At 51.5% G+C, this 19,340-nt stretch carries 20 protein-coding genes; 7 read left to right on the top strand and 13 right to left on the bottom strand.

Translation table 11 applies throughout. From position 1 onward, the window contains the following. Positions 1–18 precede the first annotated feature (18 nt). Together B5X72_RS02770 and B5X72_RS02775 are read left to right on the top strand one after the other, a co-directional pair. Positions 19–1,281: a DUF4374 domain-containing protein gene (locus tag B5X72_RS02770; RefSeq protein WP_176146068.1), complete on the top strand. Its 1,263-nt coding sequence runs from the start codon at positions 19–21 to the stop codon at positions 1,279–1,281. Positions 1,282–1,294: 13 nt separating this feature from the next. Further along, positions 1,295–2,242 carry a siderophore ABC transporter substrate-binding protein gene (locus B5X72_RS02775; RefSeq protein WP_079715285.1) on the top strand — a complete coding sequence of 316 codons (948 nt, stop codon included), beginning with the start codon at positions 1,295–1,297 and terminating at the stop codon, positions 2,240–2,242. Between the two features lie 6 nt (positions 2,243–2,248). Here the strand turns inward: B5X72_RS02775 and B5X72_RS02780 are convergent, their stop codons facing one another. The 10 genes from B5X72_RS02780 to B5X72_RS02825 all read right to left on the bottom strand — a co-directional run bounded on the left by B5X72_RS02780 (position 2,249) and on the right by B5X72_RS02825 (position 14,257). Next, positions 2,249–3,028 (bottom strand): ABC transporter ATP-binding protein, encoded by a 780-nt coding sequence (locus tag B5X72_RS02780; protein ID WP_079715286.1) that lies wholly within the window; start codon positions 3,026–3,028, stop codon positions 2,249–2,251. 12 nt (positions 3,029–3,040) lie between these two features. After that, complete coding sequence (locus B5X72_RS02785; protein WP_079715287.1) at positions 3,041–4,087, bottom strand: FecCD family ABC transporter permease; 1,047 nt, start codon at positions 4,085–4,087, stop codon at positions 3,041–3,043. A 13-nt stretch (positions 4,088–4,100) separates the two neighbouring features. After that, complete coding sequence (locus B5X72_RS02790; protein ID WP_079715288.1) at positions 4,101–5,210, bottom strand: ABC transporter substrate-binding protein; 1,110 nt, start codon at positions 5,208–5,210, stop codon at positions 4,101–4,103. A 91-nt stretch (positions 5,211–5,301) separates the two neighbouring features. Further along, positions 5,302–6,333, bottom strand: a complete 1,032-nt coding sequence (locus B5X72_RS02795; protein ID WP_079715289.1) for a YncE family protein — start codon at positions 6,331–6,333, stop codon at positions 5,302–5,304. 40 nt (positions 6,334–6,373) lie between these two features. After that, positions 6,374–7,426, bottom strand: a complete 1,053-nt coding sequence (locus B5X72_RS02800; RefSeq protein WP_079715290.1) for a YncE family protein — start codon at positions 7,424–7,426, stop codon at positions 6,374–6,376. Between the two features lie 30 nt (positions 7,427–7,456). Continuing rightward, positions 7,457–8,653 (bottom strand): alpha/beta hydrolase, encoded by a 1,197-nt coding sequence (locus B5X72_RS02805; protein WP_079715291.1) that lies wholly within the window; start codon positions 8,651–8,653, stop codon positions 7,457–7,459. Next, positions 8,653–9,939: a hypothetical protein gene (locus tag B5X72_RS02810; RefSeq protein ID WP_079715292.1), complete on the bottom strand. Its 1,287-nt coding sequence runs from the start codon at positions 9,937–9,939 to the stop codon at positions 8,653–8,655. Before B5X72_RS02810 ends, B5X72_RS02805 begins: the two co-directional genes overlap by 1 nt. A gap of 4 nt (positions 9,940–9,943) precedes the next feature. Then, positions 9,944–12,304 (bottom strand): TonB-dependent receptor, encoded by a 2,361-nt coding sequence (locus B5X72_RS02815; protein WP_079715293.1) that lies wholly within the window; start codon positions 12,302–12,304, stop codon positions 9,944–9,946. Between the two features lie 148 nt (positions 12,305–12,452). Further along, on the bottom strand, positions 12,453–13,646 hold the full coding sequence (locus B5X72_RS02820) for an outer membrane beta-barrel protein (protein WP_079715294.1): 1,194 nt from the start codon (positions 13,644–13,646) through the stop codon (positions 12,453–12,455). Positions 13,647–13,684: 38 nt separating this feature from the next. Then, positions 13,685–14,257 (bottom strand): RNA polymerase sigma factor, encoded by a 573-nt coding sequence (locus B5X72_RS02825; RefSeq protein WP_079715295.1) that lies wholly within the window; start codon positions 14,255–14,257, stop codon positions 13,685–13,687. Between the two features lie 149 nt (positions 14,258–14,406). Here B5X72_RS02825 and B5X72_RS02830 point away from each other — a divergent pair, with 149 nt between their 5' ends. The 5 genes from B5X72_RS02830 to B5X72_RS02850 all read left to right on the top strand — a co-directional run bounded on the left by B5X72_RS02830 (position 14,407) and on the right by B5X72_RS02850 (position 17,676). Next, on the top strand, positions 14,407–15,252 hold the full coding sequence (locus tag B5X72_RS02830; protein ID WP_200120806.1) for a hypothetical protein: 846 nt from the start codon (positions 14,407–14,409) through the stop codon (positions 15,250–15,252). Between the two features lie 72 nt (positions 15,253–15,324). Beyond that, entirely contained in the window at positions 15,325–15,696 is a 372-nt protein-coding gene (locus tag B5X72_RS02835) for a hypothetical protein (RefSeq protein ID WP_139378493.1), read from the top strand. Positions 15,697–15,725: 29 nt separating this feature from the next. Beyond that, positions 15,726–16,268, top strand: coding sequence for a YceI family protein (locus B5X72_RS02840; RefSeq protein WP_079715297.1), 543 nt, complete (start codon positions 15,726–15,728; stop codon positions 16,266–16,268). 13 nt (positions 16,269–16,281) lie between these two features. After that, on the top strand, positions 16,282–17,262 hold the full coding sequence (locus B5X72_RS02845; RefSeq protein ID WP_233632572.1) for a DUF5777 family beta-barrel protein: 981 nt from the start codon (positions 16,282–16,284) through the stop codon (positions 17,260–17,262). 33 nt (positions 17,263–17,295) lie between these two features. Beyond that, positions 17,296–17,676, top strand: coding sequence for a DUF2784 domain-containing protein (locus B5X72_RS02850; RefSeq protein WP_079715299.1), 381 nt, complete (start codon positions 17,296–17,298; stop codon positions 17,674–17,676). 7 nt (positions 17,677–17,683) lie between these two features. On the opposite strand, the gene B5X72_RS02855 is transcribed toward B5X72_RS02850, so the two are convergent. Genes B5X72_RS02855 through B5X72_RS02865 form a run of 3 tightly spaced genes read right to left on the bottom strand, consistent with a single transcriptional unit; the run spans position 17,684 to position 19,190 of the window. Continuing rightward, positions 17,684–17,911: an AtpZ/AtpI family protein gene (locus B5X72_RS02855; protein WP_079715300.1), complete on the bottom strand. Its 228-nt coding sequence runs from the start codon at positions 17,909–17,911 to the stop codon at positions 17,684–17,686. Then, complete coding sequence (locus B5X72_RS02860; RefSeq protein WP_079715301.1) at positions 17,883–18,314, bottom strand: bactofilin family protein; 432 nt, start codon at positions 18,312–18,314, stop codon at positions 17,883–17,885. Before B5X72_RS02860 ends, B5X72_RS02855 begins: the two co-directional genes overlap by 29 nt. Before the next feature lie 30 nt (positions 18,315–18,344). Continuing rightward, positions 18,345–19,190 (bottom strand): M23 family metallopeptidase, encoded by an 846-nt coding sequence (locus tag B5X72_RS02865; RefSeq protein WP_139378494.1) that lies wholly within the window; start codon positions 19,188–19,190, stop codon positions 18,345–18,347. Between the last annotated feature and the right edge of the window lie 150 nt (positions 19,191–19,340).

Here is a 19,340-nt window from a genome sequence, read left to right on the forward strand (position 1 = left end):
AACAAAAACAATATGAATATGGAACACGTTAAAACAATGAATGGTAGCGTATGGGGCATAGGCCTGGCGCTTTTAGCAGCCGTGGGCTGCAGCAAAAATGATGGTCCGGGGCCGGCTGGTGGCAATGGCGGAAACGGCGAAAGGTATTTTATCGCCGCTACCGCGGGTTCGAGTACTTACCTGCTTACGGCCGACGATTTGGAATCTGGCACGGCAACTATCGTCGGAAATGGCGTGGAGATACCACGTACCTATTCCATGTGGGTAAACAATGGCACCAAGGCTTCGGTAGGGCTTATCTATGCACAGGGCGATCCCGGTATCGGCATTTCTTACGGCTTGGACGCCAGCGGCAACCTGGTCCCCGTGGGCAATGAGTTTCAAATCACATCCCGCTTTACAACCTATGGGGCATTTGATAAGTATGTCGTCACAAGTGTGAGCGGACAAACACTGACGGATGGCAAGACGGGGGCTGTTTTTAATTTCATCGACTTGGACAACCACAATACCATGACGCAACGGGACATCGTAACGGAGAATTTCACCGGTAACGGCCAGCTTGCTACCTTTTCCGGCATCGTCGATCTGGGCAACGGCGAGTTTCTCACCGGGCTGGTAGTGTCCGAACCGAAAGATCCCGAAGCCGGCGGCGGGGGGAGTACCGGCCCTGTCACGCATCCGGATAGCGTATGGGTAGCCGCATTGGACGCCAACCTCAATGTAAAGCGGATTTACCGGGATGACCGCATCAGCTATGCTTCGGGCCGTATGCGTTCGCAGTATTATTCGCAGATTGCCAGCGACGATGCGGGCAATGTGTACGTGTTTTCCGGTTCGTTTGAAAGCAGTACCACCAAGCCTGCCGGCGCGTTGCGCATCAACAAAGGGGCTGCGGATTTCGACCAAAGTTATTATTTCAACATTGAGGAGATGTCGGGTGGTTACCGTTTCCGCAAGGTATGGCATATCACCGAAGACTATTTCTTGTTGGAGGTATACAACGATTTGGAATACGGTTCTACCACCGCTGCCAGTCAATATGCCGTCGTAAAGATGCAAGACAAGACCTTTAGCTGGGTACGGGAAGGGTTTCCGGCCAAAGATGAGATTTCGGCTACGGGATTGCCGTTTGCCGATAACGGGAAAATGTATTTCCCTGTAACCACTGCGTCTGCGCAGCCTACCGTATATGTCATCGATCCGGAAACGGCAACAGCAAAGGCAGGGTTAGTGATACAAGCGGAAGGCGTAGCGGCTTTGTCACGGTTTGAATATTAAGGTAAGGCGGATTATGCAACGACATACCTTTATCCAAAAAGTAGCGGGCATGGTGCTCGCTGCTTTTATTGGCATGGCCAGCCTCGGTATAGCGGATGGTAAGGACGAACTGGTGACGATTAAACACCAGCTTGGCGAAACGCAAGTCAGGAAAAATCCGGAACGGGTAGTCATCTTTGATATCGGTTCGCTGGAGACGTATCACGAACTGGGCATACCGGTTGCTGGTGTGGCCAACAGTGTACCGGCCTACTTGCCGGAATACAGAAGTGACAAATATGCCAAATTAGGTGGTGTCAAAGGCCCGGATATCCAAGCGATTGCTGCCTTTGCACCGGATCTAATCATCATCTCCGGCAGGCAGTCGAACGCTTATGACTCGCTATCGACGATCGCTCCAACGATATTTCTCGGTGTCGATACGAAAGACTACTGGCGTAGTTTTGAGACCAACGTGCGCCATATTGCCAAGCTACATGGCAAAGAAGCACTGGCTGAGCAGAAGCTGGCTGCATTGCGGCAGAAACGGGATCTCGTTACCACCGAGACGAAAGATGATGGCAATACTGGTTTCGTTGTCTTACATGTGCGGGGTGGCCATACCGCGTATGGCAGTGGTTCGCGGTTCGGCTTCATCCACGATGTACTGGGGGTTCGCCAGTCGTTGGCCGACTTGGATGACACCAGCCATACCGGCCATCGGTTTAGCGAAGGTGATGGATTGGTGGAGAAAGCAAATCCGGATTACCTCTTTCTGATCGACCGTGATTCGGCAGTGGGGGGCGACGAGAAACAAACCGATGGGCTGCTGAGCGATGAATTGAAGCAGACACCGGCCTATCGGAACAACAAAATTGTGGCACTGCCCGGAAATATCTGGTATGTATCCGGTGGGGGACTGATCTCGGTCGATAAAATGATTACGGATGTGGGCACACAGTTGTACGGGCTGAAGTTCTGAAAATTCTTATAGTTCCCTGTCGACGATAAGATTGGGCAGTCCCAATGAACAGATTTCCACACGAATCGCCACGCCATATACTTGGGCGATGATATCGGGTGTAATGGCTGTTGTGGGGCGCCCATGGCTGGCAATGGTGCCTTTATCCATGACGATGACCTGGTCGGCCCACTTAAGTGCCAGGTTGAGGTCATGCAATACCATGACCACAATGCGGCCGTCGGCGGCGAAGGATCGGGCCAATCGCATCACCTTGAGCTGATGTTTGAGGTCAAGGGCGCTGGTTGGCTCGTCCAATAGCAATACCTTCGGCTCGCGCACTACACTGCGTGCTAAGCTGGCCATCTGCCGTTGGCCTCCCGACAGCTGGTTGAGCGGCTCCAATGCCAAATGCGAGATACCGATGCGTTCCAGGACTGCAATTGCGCGATTATGTAATTGTTCGTTGCCATCTCCGGCAGCGTCCAGCGGGGAGGCTTTCAGCGCACTGATCACCGCCTCAATGACCGACAGGTTGATATCCGTAGGGACGCTCTGTGGCATGAAGCTGACCACCCCTGCTCGCTTTTGCGGCGATAGGGGACCCAGGTCCTGACCTTCGTATGTGATGGATCCCTTCGTACGGAGTAAGCCGGCTATCGCGCGCAATAAGGTGGATTTACCGGCGGCATTCGGCCCGGTAAGTATCGTTACTTCGCCACTGACCAGGGGAGGCAAGGTGAGCCCGCTGATAATGGGTTTGCCCGGGTAGCCTGTATGAAGGTTGTCGATGCGTAGTGTAGCCATATCTTCCTGCCGTTAACGTTTTCGCTTATTTAGGATGAGCGCAATGAATACCGGTACGCCGATTAGCGAGGTGACGATGCCCACCGGTATGATAGCACCTGCTACGATGGCCTTGCTGGCCAGCGATGCCAGCGACATGATCAGCGCGCCGGAAAGGATGCTTGCTGGCAGCGAAAAGCGATGATCTTCGCCTATCAGGAGCTTGGCAATGTGCGGCCCAACCAAACCGATAAAGCCGATAGTACCAACGAACGCAACCGAACCGGCCGTCAGCAGGCTGATGCGCAGCAGGGACAGAAATCGGAGCCGCCGTACGGACACCCCGAAGCTCCGTGCGCTATCCTCACCGAGCCGCAGCGCGGTGAGTGGCCATGCAGCAGCTAAGGAGAAGGGCACAATGACCACGAATAGTAGGAAAAGCAAAGGAATATTGTCCCAATTTGCCTTTGTCAGGGAGCCGAGGCTCCAAAAGATAAATTGCTGTAGGGCTTCGGCACTGGCCATATACTGCATGATGCCTGTAAAGGCGTTGAACGTAAAGACCAAAGCGATACCAAACAGAACCAGTCCTTCCGGACCAGCTCCGCGCGTAGATGAAAGCGCCTGTAGAAGGAGCGTGGCGCCGAACGCAAACACGAAGGCATTGACAATGACCATCCAATCGCCAGCCACGCCGGGAAGGCTTACGCCGATGATGATGGCCAGAGCTGCTCCAAAGGACGCAGCGGCCGATACGCCGAGCGTGAAGGGGCTCGCCATGGCATTGTTCATGATGGTCTGCATCTCACAGCCTGCCAGGGAGAGCGACGCGCCAACCAGTAAGGCCATGATGGAATACGGCATGCGGACCTCCCATACAATGACTTTGCTGGACAGCTCGACGGCGCCAGGTGAAAAGATAGCTTGGAAGACCTCACTTACTGAAAGCATCGAAGGTCCCACGACCATATCAAAGAAGAAGGATAGCGCCGTGGCAAGGGCTAAAGCAACAAGTAAAATGATGCGTCGGGCGAATTGCTTGCGGTACCCTTGTTCGATGGCCGTGGTTGTCGTCGACAAATCTGCTCTCCTGTTATTGTTTCAATTCCGCAAAGTAAACACCTTTCAGTGGTACTGCCAAAAATCGCTCGTTTATTTCCTTCAATACGCCGTGTGGCTGTAGCTTGCCGAACAGTTCGGGATGCGTCCATTTCGCCAGCGCTTCCACAGCCGCAATGTTAAGCGGCGAATCGTAGAATAAGTGCCACATACCGTATACTTTCCCTTGCTTGATGGCGCTAAGGGGGCTCACGACAGGGCGTGCAGCGAGCTGTGCGAGGCTTTGCTGAGTTTGGTACGTGTATACATTCTGCCCGATGACCAATCCGGCCTCACCGGGTATAGCAATGCCTGTGGCAATATATACGTCAGGCTGTTCACTGATCACGTATTCCATGTTGAGCGTGCCTACTTCGCCGGGAAGGATGGTGCCGATATTGTTGCCGCCGACAAATTCAATAAATTCGCCGAGGTTGCCTTTGCCCGGTGATCCCGGAGGCACATTGCCGCGAATCATTTCCATGTATACCTTGGGCCTTTTGAGGTCGCTTTGCCTGGCCAGCGTGCCCTGAATGTGGTTCATCCGGCGCTTGTAAAAAGCTGTAAATTCAGCCGCCTTCTGCTCTTGGCCAAGCACTTTGCCCAACACTTCGATACTGGGAACCGTGTTTTTAAATGGATGGAGCCTGAAGTCAATGAAGATGATGGGAATGCCTGCTGCTTCCAGCTGGCGGATGATATCCGTGGATTTGGCATCCGGTCCGTGGGAACCGGCCCCGAAAATGGCCAAGTCGGGCTTCAAGGTGATGATTTGTTCCGTGGAGACAGTTTCCTTACCCGAGGTGCCAATCAGCGGAATCTTGTCCATCGCCGGAAAGCGTTTGCGGTATTCATCATACAGCAGGCCACCGGATTTGGCGAAATCGCCCGTCCAGCCGGCGATGATGGACACAGGATCTTGCACCAAAAGGCTCAAGGTGATTAGCTGCCGTCCCTCACCAAGGATGATTCGTTTGGCCGGGGAAGGGATGGTTACTTCGCGTCCGACCACGTCTGTCACCGTGATGGGTTGGGCGCATAGTTGCGTGACGCAAAAGATGCCGAAAAAAAGGGCGATCAAGTTGGTTTTTATTTTTCTGCTCATGTTTTTTTATAAAATTAAAAAGTGGTCTGCGGGTTCGCTAATCGTAAACTTGTCATTCACTGCCGCTGATCACAGACCACTGATCACTGATTTATGGCTTGATAAGGCTCACGGAGTCCGCATTTGGTGCAGGTACCGGTTCGGGTGCGTTTTCACCACGTTCGCGTACGGCTTCCTTGTTGGTGATGTATACGTCGCCCGTTTGGTGATTGATGGCCACCGTGTTGGGCAGGGCACCGATCTCAAACGTTTTAATGATCGCCAATGATGTGCCATCAATTACATTGACTGTCCGCCCGTGGCGGTTGGCAACAAAGATACGATCGCGCTGTGGGTCGTAATTCACGCCCAGTGCGCCTGCGGCTGTCGGAATGGCTTTGATAAGTGCACCGGTCTCGGCATCCAGCACCGTGATGTTTTCCGACGTCTGGTTGGCCACGAAGAGGCGGTTGCCTTTGGCATCGTAGTGGACGTTCGTAGGACGTTCGCCATGGGCGGCGAATTTCTTCAGCACGTTGCCGGTGGCGCCGTCTACCACCACCACTTCGTTGTCGCCCATCGCGGTGGCATAAATGATATTGTTTTGCTCATCAACGTAATGGCCGGTAATGGCATTTCCGAGGTCGCCATAAAATTTCAGGAATTTATTGGTTTTGGCATCGATGACCCAAAGGCCCTTGCCACGCACGCTGCTGGCGTAAACCAAACCGCGGCTCTCGTCCACACGGATTTCACGCGGAGCACGCCCGTCCGCATCAGCCTTGATAATGGTTTTTTTCCCGGTGGGGATATCGATGGCGACAACAAGTCCCGAACGGCTGTTGGTCGTGTAGAGCGTTTGCGTATTTTGGCTGATACCCAACCCCATCGGGGCGGATTCAGGGGTGGATATGCTGTCCACTGCTTTTAATGTTGTCGGATCCAATTTATACACCATGCTGGTGCCGGCTGAAGAGATGAAGACGGCCCCGTCTTTCTGATTGACGACAGGTTGATAGATGTTGGCACCTATTTTTTCGGTCTTCACGAGCGTCTGGGCAGTGATTGGATTGATGGCGGCTGCCGTTAAGGCAACTGTTGTGATGGTTAATGCCGCCGCGCGGCGATTGGCTATTGCTTTCATTTTTTTATTTTTAACTGATTAAACGGTTTTTTTACCCAATTTACGGGGTGATTAAACTTACCGTGTCACCATTGGGCAGGGGAGTCGGCGGTGTTTGTCCCTCACGTACGCGGGTGCCCACTTGTTTGTTGGTCACATAAACGGTACCGGTTTTGGGATGTACAGCTACCGTGTTGGATAAGCCTTCCGTGGGGATGGTTTTCATAACGGCGTAGCTACTGCCATCAACCACGGTAAGGGACTTGCCTTGGCGATTGGCGGTATAAATGCGGTTTCGCGCTGCGTCGAAGCTGACACCGATGGGGTTTTCGCCGACGGTGATTTTTTGCAGCAGCTCGCCGGATGACGCATTTAACACGGTAAGCACGCTGTTTTTTGAGTCGGTCACAAAAAGCCTGTCGCCTTTTTTATCCAATGCGATGTTGATAGGGCTTTCCGAGCCTGAGGGAAATGACCTTATCTTTTCGCGGGTTTTGGTATGGTATACCAGCACTTCGTTATCACCCATGGCGGTTACATACAACAATCCTTTGTCGCTATCGACAGCCAGTCCTGTCGCCGTTTTTCCGGCGCCGTCCAGTGAATACGCATATTGGTTGGTTTTTCCATCAATGACCCAGACGGTACTCGGATCGCCTACGTCAGAGACATAAATCTTGTTGGCTTTTTCGTCCACCGCCACCTCGCGCGTATGGCTGCGTTCGGCGCCGTTGGTGATGGTGGCTACTATCTTGCCTGTTTTCAGGTCGATAGCATGCACTGAATTTGACCGGGTATTGGTGGTGTAGAGTGTACGGGTCTTTTGGTTGATGCCGAGCCCGAAACCAGGTACCTCGCCAAGCGCGATGCTGTCGGTCACCGCCAACGTCTGGGGGTCAAGCTTGTAGACGCATGCGCCAGGTTTGCCCTGTTGGCCCACGGAGGCCACGTAAACTGCGCCATCACGGTGATCGACGGCTATTTCATACAGCCCCGCACCTACCTTCGCCGATTTGGAGAGGGTCTGGGCATTTGACATTGCGGTAACTGAAGCCATAGCAAGGGCCAGTGTGCCAACGCGGAAATACGAACGGCGGAAATTAATAGTAAACATGTGAATTGAAATTATGGTTAAACATCCTGATTATTGAACATGCTTTCGGGTACCCGTTATGAACCAGTCATAGAACGCGGGGAAGGCCTCGCGCCAATACAGTGCGCCATGCCTACCATCTTCGCGTACCGACAGCTTGAGTTGGGGGGCTGCCGCTTTTTTCAGCAGTCCCATCGCTCGTTGCACATCATCATGCATGTGCACGAAGGTGCTGTCGGGCTTGAGGCGGTTTTCGCTCATGCCGGCATAAAAGTAGTACCGTTGTGTATGGATGTTTTGTATGTTTGTTAGCGTAGTTAATTCCTGTTCGATATTGCCGTGGTCCAACCAGATGGATGGCGAAAATACACCAAGCGTGCCGAATACATCAGGGTAAGCCAACCCTCCGTACAGCGTGATCAATCCGCCCAAAGAACTGCCGGCCAAGCCGGTATGCGCTTTGCTGGGCAAGGTGCGGTAATGGCTGTCAATGTAGGGTTTCAAGGTCTCCACGATAAATTGGAGGTACCGGGGGCCTTCCACTTCGGGGTATTCCTCGTTGGGCCGGAAGTAAAACTCAGGTACGCGGTCTTTGTAATCCGTTTGGTGATTGATGGCTACGACAATGCATTTTTCCGCTGCCGTGTCGATGACTTCATCGACGCCCCATTCAATGGGGCCGATGCGGCCTCGGGAAGTAGCTTCATCGAAGAGGTGCTGCCCGTCATGCATGTACAGCACGGGATACCGCTTACCGGAGGTTGCATAATCTTCCGGAAGATAGATCCAGATTTTGCGATGCCGATCCAACTGGGGGATATACCATGCGGAGTCCAGCAGGTGTACATTGGGGGACGCCGTGGAGGGCGGGAAATCATCGCGCCACCCTTCGATTTGGCAGACGATGGTCGTATCGCGGTCAAGCATCGCAAGCCGGGGGCCTTCCAGGCGGCCTTCAGCAGTGCATTCCGAAGTATGCCAATCGCCGCGAGTGAACTTAAATTCCAGGCGGTCACTGGGTACATCTTCGAGCAGCACACGGATGCCATAGGAACCATCGGTGTGCCGTTGCAATACCATGCTTTCCTCGGCAGGGTTCCAGCGGTTGAAATTGCCAGTGATGTAGATCGGCTCGCCAGCATGGGTATGGGGGATGTCCGTCACTCGCACAGTGAGCAGTTGCTGGGCAGCGCTATCGTAAGGCGTGCCCAGCAAAAACAACGCGTATAGCCATGCCTTAAGCCGCATTACTGCACTTCGATTTTGTGGAAGCCCGATACCGCTCCGCCAACGTTCACATTGAATAACAATTCGGCTGAATGGCTTGCGGGGTCATATTCATAGTAACCGTTTTCGCCGCTGACGGTCGAACCGCGCAACAGGATTTTTCCGTCTACTTCGACAGCCGCCATGGCCGCACCCGGATTGGTGCCTACAGGTACCCCGGTGATTTCGGTGAACGCTTTGCTGGCTACATCAACCGCATAAAATTTCCAGATATTTGCTGAATTGATGTTGCCATTGGGACCGCCGGTTAACGGGCCTGTATTGACGGTGAGGATGAGCTCGCCGCCTTTCGCAAACACGCCGACAAATTTGCCATTGTATGCATCGGTAAAATCACCCGCGAAATCGAGTTCCCATGAAGGGTCGATATCGGTTTCGTTCGCCTTAATGCGCACAATTTTCGACTGGCCGCCAATAGCACTTCTGCCCTGGCAAACGATGTAGAGATCGCCATTGGTATCGAAGTCATACATGTGGTTTTCATTGATATAGGCGATACTCCCTGTATTCTTGATAGCAATGGTCTTTTCATGTGTCTCGGTACCTAAGTCTATCACGGCAATGTATACATCTGGATAGAAGTCGTCGAAAAAGCCAATCTGGCCCTGGCTGGTGGTATTCTTGGCATAGGTAAGGTTTGCAAAGAGTTTGTTTCCTTTGATAGCGAGAAATTTCTGGCCAATAGCACGGAAATTGATCCCTGTTCCGTCCTCGCCGCGTTCATTGATTGCGTCAGCGAAGTCGAGCGATCCGATATTGCTCATTGTACTGGGATTGAATTTCTGGATTTTGGTAGGTTCTGCAGCATCCCAATAGTAACCCAGGTTGTCATCCTTGATGACGAAATTGCCCGTTCCAAAGTATTTGTCGGCTTCTGTTGGGTTTTTGGAGGCGATAAATTGTCCGGCGGTGACCGTTCCGTCGGCGGCGACGTTAATCTTTTCGATGCCCGTGGCGTAATCCGAAGTGCGGAACATTTTGTAGATGTTGTTGCCATGCGTCCGCCAGCCGCCCATTCCTTGCCCTTCGAGCGAACCGGCCCCTGAATTGGAAACGGTACCGGTAGGCAATTCATCGAAGGCGCTGATAAAACCGGCCTTGTTGCCGGAAACCCGGTCACTTAACGTAATCAAGACGTATTTGTCTGTCGTCAATTGGCTTGGAGTCGGGTCATCACTGCTACACGCGCTTGCTAGCGTACCACCTGCGAGTAGCATGAGAAGCGTGTACTGATTGAATTTTTTCATTTGATTATGATTTTTTCGTTAAATGGTAATTGATTTTTACATGAAAGCTCCGGCCTGGCCGTTGGATTTTATAATAGTCGTAGAGTTTGGCATCAGCCAGGTTTTTAATCTCAACGCCTACCGATATCGGTTGGGCAGGCAGAAAATAAGTGAAACCGGCGTTAAGGAGGTGCTGGTTGGGCACCACGTTAGTGACCGGTACACCGGCCTTCCCGAACAATCCGAGGAATCCGCCTGGTTCTTGGTCGCGAGGGATGTGGTTGAGATAGAATTCGCGGATAAAATTCCAATGTATGTACGGTTTCAACCGGTCGTCTTGCCAAATGAGCGAAGGGAAAGTGCCTGCAAGTCCGACATTCGAAAAGAAGTACGGTGTATTGCGCAGGCGCGTACCTTCAATCCATTTGTGCGTGCCTTCGCCAACATCCACCATCCGGTTGTCCTGCCAGGTCGCATTGCCATTTAATCGCAGGTACTGGCCGATGCGGTAAGAAATGTCGATGTCAAAGCCATACCCGCGGATACTATCAAGATTCTGGTATTGCGCAAAGGGCGGTTGAACCGGAATCAATAAGATCATGCCGCTTGTTTTACGATAAAAGCCGGTTACCTCCAGGGCAAGCGTAGGCGTTTGGTAGCGATAGCCGAGGTTTGCGTTGAAGCTTCGTTCCGGCTCCAAATCGAAATTTGGAGCACGGGTATCGTTATCGCCGAACAGTTCGTTTTCGCGCGGGAGCCGGTTGGTCAACTCAAATGAAGCCCTGAGCAGGTGGCGGTCGCCCATGGTGTATTTCATCGCATTGCCGATGCCCCAATTGCTGTTGGCTGATGAGGTGTAATGGTCAAGGTCGGTTGCATTGGCCATGAATCCGTTGATGCCCCGCGTGCGGAAATGGAAAAATTTGCCAACCAGCTGATTGGTTAAGCGGCCATCAAGCCACTTCGATTCCCAGGTAATTCCCGCAATGGTTTTCGCATAAATTGCCGCTCGGGAGAGAATGTCGATGTCTGTACCGTTAAAACGCATTCCGTAGGGGTCTTCGCCGACGCGTCTGTTGTGGTTGAACACGACATTGGCTTCGAGTCTATGCGTTTCGCTTATGTCGTACGCTGCGTTCGTACGGCTGATGATGTTATCGAAGTCGATATCGGACAGTGAGCGCCTCGGGCTTTCCCCGATTCCGCCGTGAGGTGTAAAGTTTCCAAACCAGTCAAAGGTACCTCCCACGGTATCAACACGTGAACGGTTAAGGATGCTATACGAAACGAATTGGTCCAGCGCCAGCTTGCCGCCAATATTTTTTTTATAGCGCAGACTGGGTACCCAGCCTTGGTTGTAAACCATTAATGCACCATACGGATTGGTCATCAGGGCCGGGTGCTGCGATTCACGATCAATATCATAGCGAGCTAAGGAAATTTTCAGTTCATCCGCCCAGGCCCGATTGCTGATCCCCGCGTATGCCTCCAGAAAATAGTGCCGGTAGCCATTATGGAATAACGATACCGTGGCAGGGGTGGGGTTCGCGCTTTCGTTGATCACTTCAACATCTGCCTTGTAATTGTTGTCCGAATAATTATAAAACCCGTCAACGCCCACGAACCAGCGGTTTGATGCATTGCTGTGGTAGGCAGCGATGTTGGCAATATGCGTGTTAAATGATGCCGCTTCATAAGAGATGTCCAGCATCGTGCCAACATGCCTTCGTGTCACGAGGTTTACCGCACCGCCCAATGCGTCTCCTCCAAGCGAAACGGGTACGACCCCTTTGTATACTTCTGCACGTTCCAGCAAATTAATTGGGACATTGTTTATACCATATCCGCCGCCCAGGTATTCAAGCGGTATGCCATCGCGGAAATATTGAACCGAGTTGCCTTGGAACCCATTGATGGAGACATCTACGATATTGCCCAATCCGCCGCTTTGCCTGATTCGTATGCCCGGTGATCGGTTCATGAGCTCCGCTAACGTGGTGGGTTGTTCGGCAATAGCCCGGGTATCGACCACGACGGCCCGGATGGCCTGTTCGCGTGCCTGCTGCGTTTCCGTTTTTCCGGTGACGGTCACATCCTCAAGCATGGTCGATTGAGCAACCAACCGGACGGCAATATCCGTCTTCTGGCGTTCCAACGTGATAGCTTGGGTGTATTCGAGGTAGCCCACATGTGTTACCCTCAAGGTGTAGCTGCCAGAAGTTAAGCCGCTGAAAGAAAACGTTCCCGATTGGTTGGTGATCTGCGGTGCGACCTCTTCGCCGATGTGTACTGACGCTCCGGCCAACGCTTGTCCGCCTTCGTCTTGTACAGTGCCTGTAAATTGCAAGGTTTGCCCGTACGTCGTGCCGAACGTGAGCATAACCATTACGATGACATATTTTCTAAAAGTTACAAGTAAGTGAAATCCTCTTCCCACAGCGACGCGTTAAAATGCCGCTAATTTAGATTAATTATAGATTAATACCAAATCACACCGCAAAAAGTAACACATACGTGTAAGCGTAGCAAGTATGTTACGGTTTCCGGCGGCGGGTGAGGTCGATATCTGCTGAGATGGCTATCCCAGAAGAATAGAGTTTAAGGTTGCCGTTGCCGATACCGGTCAGGGGCACTTTCACGAATGGCTGTACCGTTACTGACAGGGAAGGCGTAAGTTTGCGCCCGTAGCCCACTGAAAGGTTGCCGATACCGAGCATATGGCGATTTTGGTTGTGCAAGGTGATCTGCTGTGGGTAGCCGTATTCATGGGGGGGATAGCTATAGTTATACGTTTCACGGAGCATGAGGTAACTTGAGATGCCCGCAGATACAAACCATGATGATTTCGCTGATTGGCTGACATTCACCCCGATGTTGAACGGAATATCCAGTACGCCGCAGTCAGCTTCCACCAAGGTTGGCGATCCGGCGCTGTTGTTCCAAGTGGCGCTTGGGCGGTATTCGGCGAAATCGGCTGCATATCGTTTTCGCGCATAAAGGGCGCCAGTGCTGATGGAGAATCGGTTGCTGAGACGGTATGTGGCTATCAGGCCGATGTTGCCACTGAGTTTGCCGCCCAGCGGCTGTGTGCCAGACAAATCCGGGGCAGCTAATATGCTGAACGCCCAGCCGCGTTGTGGCGGGCCGGCGACGCGGTAGCGGGGTTGCTGCATCCGGGCATCGGGAGGGCCAATCATCGTACGGGCCGGCCGTATGATCGATGTGTTGTACAAACTATCCGTACGCGGGGTAAGTGAGGCGGTTGCCGTGGGGCTGCTAAGCAATGCATAGGTTGTCTTTGCGGCAGACAAGGCAGGGCTTCCCTGGCTGTCGGTTGCCGCAGCTTGCATGCGACCGACCGGCGGTGGTATCGCCTTGCTGCGGTTTTCGTCGTCAACCGCCGGCTTATCGGCTAATCCGTTTCCCGGAGACACCGCCGAATGACGTTGCACTCCTGAAGAAGGCGGCGCTTCTGCTGGAGTTTTCTGGGTATATCCCGGACTTTCCGCTATCGTTGAACGTGTATTACGATTCGTGACAAATAGCATGATGGCCAGTACTATTGCTGCCGCAGCGGCGCTACCTGCCCAAACCCACAAGGGTATGGTACGCTTCCTATTCCCACGTAGTTTCTTGGACAATCTCCGCCAGTCCTTTTCGTTAAAAGGGATATCCGGATCGGTGAGTCCATCCTTGAAAAGTTCGTCTATGGGGTGTTTCTCTTGCATTATTCCATACTTTATCGATATTGCGCTGCGCCTGTCATCTATTTCGTACGTATCGTGGGCCGTTCCATTTTGGTCGTTTCATCCAATAGTTCCTGAAGCCGTTTGCGTGCCTTATGTAAGTTTGACTTCGAGGTGTTTACGGTAATGCCCAACAGCTCGGCGATCTCATTGTGGCTGTATCCATCTATTGCGTAAAGATTGAATACGGCCTGATACGCGGGGCTGAGTGACCGGACTAACGCCAGCAAATCATCGTAAGCCAATTTGCCATAGACACTTGCCTCATCACTGATGTGCTCATGGTCTTCTACGTCCTCTTGCTGACCGAATTTCAAGTTCGCACGGTAATAATCAATCGCCGTATTCGTAATGATTTTTCCGAGCCATGATTTAAAAGGTTTGGAGGAATCGTATTGTTCGATATGGCTGAATACTTTCAGGAAACTATCACTTAAGATGTCCGATGCTTCGTCCGAATTTCGGGCATAGCGCCTGCATATTCCCATAGCATAGCTATAGAATTGCTTGAACAAAGCATATTGACTTTCCTTTTTGTGTTTTCGGCAACCCGCAATATACTTTTGTACTATTTCTTCATTGACCGTCGGCAAGCGTTTGTCTTATATATACAATATTACGGAGGATGACCACCAAAGGTTGCCTTGATGCAACTAAATTTTTTATTCCGCTACTTGGGGCAACCTCGTGTCATTTTTTTGCGTACTCCCAGTAAAGAGACAATAATAATAAAACAACGATCATGATGGTTCTTTTTTCTCCCCGACTGATTGGATTGGCAGCCGCAGCGGTTTGTCTTTCCTCCCTTTCCTGCAGCGATGACGATCCCGAGCCGGAGCCCGAAACAATGGGTATCCGTTTGCAGGTCCACACCACGTTTGGGCAAGTGCTGACGGATGGAGCGGGACGGGCGCTTTACTTTTTTGCGCTTGACGCTGACGGCAACTCAGCCTGCGCGGGCAATTGCTTGTCGCTATGGCCGCCGTATCATCATGATGCGGCCGCGCCCGGCGAAGGTATCGACAGGGAAGATATAGGCACGGTTGCCTTGGCCGACGGCACGATGCAGACGACCTACAAAGGTTGGCCTTTATATTATTATTCCGGCGATGGCAACCCGGGAGAAATCACCGGAGATGGTGTCGGTGGCAACTGGTTTGTCGCCAAACCGGATTATACGGTCATGTTGGTCAGCCATCAGCTTGTCGGCGGCGATGGGACGGCATACACGGCTGATTTGACACCGGGAGAGGGCCTGACCGCATATCTCGTGGATGCGTACGGCCGTACCTTATATGGGTTTCGGAATGACCGGTATAATACCAACAATTTTACCAATCCGGATTTCAGCAACGATGGCGTATGGCCGATATACGATGCCACGTTGCAAACGGTACCTTCGGCGGTCAATCGCGATGATTTTGCATCAATAACCGTACATGGCCGTACGCAATTGACGTATAAAGGCTGGCCACTCTACTATTTCGGACAGGATGTCGCCAGGGGCGAGACCAAGGGAATCGATTTTCCTGCGGTTGGTGTCTGGCCGGTGTTGGGCCCCGATTCACCGGAAGCGACCGCGCCTTGACCGACGGCAGATACATCTGATAGGACTGAATTGATATAACTAGCTAAATAACATAATAGAACGTAATAGAATATGAAACAGTATGTATGGAAGACATCATTATTAACGATAATGGTGCTTAGCCTGGCGGGATGCGGAAAGGACAACGATGCGCCAACGCCTGAACCGCCGCTATCCGGCGGTGAAAACGTAACGGTAGACAATGTGACCTACGCCAATTTCGTAGGCGGCCTATTCCAGTCGCGCTGCAGCAGTTGCCACACCGGATCAGGAGCTGGTACCGCTCGCTGGGTCTTTTCGGGATACGCTTCCGTAAACAACAACCTGGAGCGTATCAATGACGTGGTGGTGGTACGCCGCATCATGCCGCTGAATGGAAGCCTATCCACGCGTGAACTGCAGTTGCTTGAAGCTTGGATCGCTAAAGGGGCACCACAGAACTAAGACGATCGACAGCGGATAGAACCATAGCCATGAAGATATACTATGTTTGGTTTTTCGTTATGATCCTGTGCTTCCGGGCGGAAGCACAGGATATTTTGGTCGATCGGGGAAGCCGGATTTCTTTTTTCTCCTCGGCTCCCCTGGAAGATATTGCCGCGGTCACAGAACGGGCAAGTTCAGCCCTTCACGTCAAAAGCAATGAAATCGCGTTTAAAGTAGCCATAAAATCCTTCGTATTCAATAAACGCTTGATGCAGGAACATTTTAACGAAAACTACATGGAAAGTGACCAATTTCCATATGCCACGTTTAGCGGCAAGATAAACGAGCCGATAAACTGGGCCAGTGATGGGCGCTATCCGGTGATCGTTGCAGGCCAGTTGGAAATCCATGGGGTAAAGAAATTTTATACAACCAAGGCGATGATTGAAATACGAGGCAATGCCGTGAAGGCCCATGCCAAGTTTGACGTGAAGCTTGCCGATCACGGCATTAAGATACCACGGGTCGTGGTTAAAAATATAGCGGAAATTGTAGCGGTAGACGTTTCATCTACTTATCAAAGGCAATAAACTAATCCATTTTATGCGTAAATCAAAAATAACGAAGAAGTGTAGGCTACTGATGGTTTTGGCCATGCTGGCTACGAGTTTTTCATTGTCGGCGCAGACCGAGCTCGCAGATGTATTGGCAGGCGACAGTGTAGGGCATGCGCGTGAGGAGGTGGAAGCTACATTCAAAACAACACGGATAATCAATAGCCAATCCATCGAGACCATTCATAAGCACGAGCTGGATTTTAAGGTTGACCACCGTTTCGGTGATATTGCCGGTGCCAATGGCGGGGGGCGGAATTTTTTTGGATTGGACAATTCAACGGATATCAAAATAGGCTTTGAATACGGGATAACGGATTACCTGAACGTGGGGATAGCCCGGGCCAAGGGAGCGACCCGGGTCTCGCAATTGTATGAGGCAAACCTAAAATACCGGGTGCTGCGGCAGACTGTCGATGGGAAAACGCCACTATCCGTGACGCTTTACACGAGTGTAACCATCCCCGGTGTGGAAGCCGACCGGCAGAACGATGGCGAAGCGGTATCATACCGGCAGTTTTCAGACAGGCTAAACATCGTGGCGCAATTTATCCTGGCACGGAAATTCGGGTCCAACCTGTCCTTGGCGCTCCATCCGACATACATTCGGCGAAATACCACGGCCTATTATGATGATATGAATGACCTGTTTGCCCTGGGGATTGGCGGTAGGCTAAAGGTGAGCAGGCGTATGGCGCTTGTGATGGATTATTTTCTGCCTTTCCGATCGGCGGCAAGCAAAGAAAGGTATGCGGATGCCATCACGGCGCTATATAATCCATTGGGCGTGGGACTCGAAATTGAAACAGGCGGCCACGTATTCAACCTGAACTTTACCAATGCTACTGCTATTCAGGAAATGCAGTACATCCCGGAAACCACCTCGTCATGGAGAAAGGGGCAATTCAGATGGGGATTCACCATTTCGAGGCGGTTTTCATTAGGTAATAAGGAGGGCGAGCGCCGGTGATGTAAAGGCACACGTTTTGTACGATTAATAGGTATGATATGGCTGAAAGTGCTCGACAGCTTTTTTACCCTGCTGCATGTGTTGATTATCGGTTTCAACCTGCTGGGTTGGATATGGCCGTCCACCCGCCGGCTTCATTTATATGCGGTGCTGATCACAGCCGCTTCCTGGCTGTTGCTGGGCATATGGTATGGCATCGGTTATTGCCCCATTACCGATTGGCAATGGCAGGTAAAAACTAAGCTGGGCGAAAACAATCTTCCTGATTCATTCATCAAATACCAGGTAGATACGTTCACCGGCACCTCCATCGATGCAGGATTGGTGGATAGTGTCACCGCCATAAGCTTCGCCGTGGTCAGTGTGTTGTCTGTCTACCTGAATATCCTCGACAGAAAAAAGCAGCGCGGTTAATGCGGTATTATTTCCCCCTGCGTGTCACCGACCGTATCACCGTATAGATGCTGATGCACACACCCACCAGCGCAAATAAAGCAGTCCAAAGCGGCTTCTCGCTATGCCGGGATTCGTCCAGACGGTATCCGAGATAAGTGAAAATGCCGATAATCGCCAGCATCTGGAAACCGACGCCTGTAAAATAAGCGTATTTGCCTAATGCGTTATTGGGGGACGACCTGGGCTTTTTCATAGCCAATCAGTTTCACTTCGGGCAGGTGGTCAGGCAAGCTTAAATTTTTGCTGGTCGTACATTTCCCATTAATGGAAGCCCCGTCTTCGACGATAAACCGCGTTGCTTTGATATCACCATGTATCGACGCTGAATGATTGAGCTGGAGTACCTCTTTGGCTACCACCTCTCCCTGAACGGTGCCTGAAATTTCGCCGGAGTTGCAGTTTACATTGCCTTTAATGTCTCCGTTTTCGCCAATGACCAGTTTGGCTGTGCAGGTAACATCGCCAATGATTTGGCCGTCGATGCGCAGGTCGCCGGATGTATTGATGTCTCCGGTGATTGATGTCCCGCTGGCAATCAGGTTAAAGGTGCTTCCTCGTTGTTCCTGCGGTTTTTCATTTTTTTTGTTTACAAACATGCTGGTTTTGCTTAGGTAATTATGGATTTTTCAAAAAGCGATGTAGTCGGTGGGGTTTACCGGGTTGCCGTTGTGCCATAACTCAAAATGAAGATGTGGGCCTGTACTCAATTCGCCTGTATCACCTGCAAACGCAATAACTTCCCCGCCACGTACAAAGCTACCAACTTTTTTGATAATCGAAGCACAATGTTTATAAAGTGATAATAAATTATTACTGTGTTGGACAATGACGACGTATCCGGTTTCCGGTGTATAGGAGGCAAACACGACGTTGCCGCTCAACGTCGTTCTCACGGGTTCGTTCAGCTTCACGGCGATATCCACGGCATAGTGCTGTTCTTTGGCACTGAAATTTGAACTGATAATACCCTTGATAGGGCTATAAAACGTGTAAGATGAGATACCCGTGTGGGCGGCTTCCGGATTTTCGGGTAGGTCATACGGCGCACCGGATTCCACCAACTGGCGGAGTGCCAACTCATCTTTGGAAAGGCCAACGTCAGCTACAGCCGGAGGTGCCGGGTTCGTTGTCTTGCCCGCGATATGTTGCCCGCCGGCTTGTTCGAGTGTCTCGCCGGCCTGGCCTGCAATAACCTGCCGAAGGTTATCCAGGTAGATGGTGTTTGCCGCTGCGACCTGCTCCATGGAATCGATGCGGGTATAAGCCTCGATAAGGCGGCTCCGCTCAAAACCGTTTAAAGACATGCCCGCCACATACTCGCGCAATGGTGTGGCCCGGATAAAGGCGATCGTCAACATTACCACGATGACAGCCGCGGAACTAACGCCAGTGATCCAGTACCACAATTTTCCGGTAAATGACGCTTTTTCTTCAAAAGTTTCCTCCTGGAGCACGACAACCTTATACCGCATATTGAGTGTTTTAGCAAGTTTCGTTTTTTGTTTGCGCAACGTTCCTCCTTTTTATTGTGTAGCTGGTATCAAAATAAATGATATTTTTGCATGTGTGTTCCCAGCAAAGATATTTATTTTTATGGCACATCCTCTAAGAAATAGCGGCAT

The sequence above is a fragment of the Parapedobacter luteus genome (genome assembly GCF_900168055.1).
GTDB lineage: Bacteria > Bacteroidota > Bacteroidia > Sphingobacteriales > Sphingobacteriaceae > Parapedobacter > Parapedobacter luteus.

Excerpts from the sequence above, each read along its gene's own strand:
- B5X72_RS02820 (WP_079715294.1), bottom strand. The coding sequence starts at position 13,646 with ATGCAAGAGAAACACCCCATAGACGAACTTTTCAAGGATGGACTCACC.
- B5X72_RS02780 (WP_079715286.1), bottom strand. The coding sequence starts at position 3,028 with ATGGCTACACTACGCATCGACAACCTTCATACAGGCTACCCGGGCAAA.
- B5X72_RS02810 (WP_079715292.1), bottom strand. The coding sequence starts at position 9,939 with ATGAAAAAATTCAATCAGTACACGCTTCTCATGCTACTCGCAGGTGGT.
- B5X72_RS02845 (WP_233632572.1), top strand. The coding sequence starts at position 16,282 with ATGCGTAAATCAAAAATAACGAAGAAGTGTAGGCTACTGATGGTTTTG.
- B5X72_RS02800 (WP_079715290.1), bottom strand. The coding sequence starts at position 7,426 with ATGTTTACTATTAATTTCCGCCGTTCGTATTTCCGCGTTGGCACACTG.
- B5X72_RS02855 (WP_079715300.1), bottom strand. The coding sequence starts at position 17,911 with ATGAAAAAGCCCAGGTCGTCCCCCAATAACGCATTAGGCAAATACGCT.
- B5X72_RS02770 (WP_176146068.1), top strand. The coding sequence starts at position 19 with ATGGAACACGTTAAAACAATGAATGGTAGCGTATGGGGCATAGGCCTG.
- B5X72_RS02840 (WP_079715297.1), top strand. The coding sequence starts at position 15,726 with ATGAAGATATACTATGTTTGGTTTTTCGTTATGATCCTGTGCTTCCGG.
- B5X72_RS02790 (WP_079715288.1), bottom strand. The coding sequence starts at position 5,210 with ATGAGCAGAAAAATAAAAACCAACTTGATCGCCCTTTTTTTCGGCATC.
- B5X72_RS02830 (WP_200120806.1), top strand. The coding sequence starts at position 14,407 with ATGATGGTTCTTTTTTCTCCCCGACTGATTGGATTGGCAGCCGCAGCG.
- B5X72_RS02775 (WP_079715285.1), top strand. The coding sequence starts at position 1,295 with ATGCAACGACATACCTTTATCCAAAAAGTAGCGGGCATGGTGCTCGCT.
- B5X72_RS02805 (WP_079715291.1), bottom strand. The coding sequence starts at position 8,653 with ATGCGGCTTAAGGCATGGCTATACGCGTTGTTTTTGCTGGGCACGCCT.
- B5X72_RS02815 (WP_079715293.1), bottom strand. The coding sequence starts at position 12,304 with ATGGTTATGCTCACGTTCGGCACGACGTACGGGCAAACCTTGCAATTT.
- B5X72_RS02835 (WP_139378493.1), top strand. The coding sequence starts at position 15,325 with ATGAAACAGTATGTATGGAAGACATCATTATTAACGATAATGGTGCTT.
- B5X72_RS02860 (WP_079715301.1), bottom strand. The coding sequence starts at position 18,314 with ATGTTTGTAAACAAAAAAAATGAAAAACCGCAGGAACAACGAGGAAGC.
- B5X72_RS02850 (WP_079715299.1), top strand. The coding sequence starts at position 17,296 with ATGATATGGCTGAAAGTGCTCGACAGCTTTTTTACCCTGCTGCATGTG.
- B5X72_RS02865 (WP_139378494.1), bottom strand. The coding sequence starts at position 19,190 with ATGCGGTATAAGGTTGTCGTGCTCCAGGAGGAAACTTTTGAAGAAAAA.
- B5X72_RS02795 (WP_079715289.1), bottom strand. The coding sequence starts at position 6,333 with ATGAAAGCAATAGCCAATCGCCGCGCGGCGGCATTAACCATCACAACA.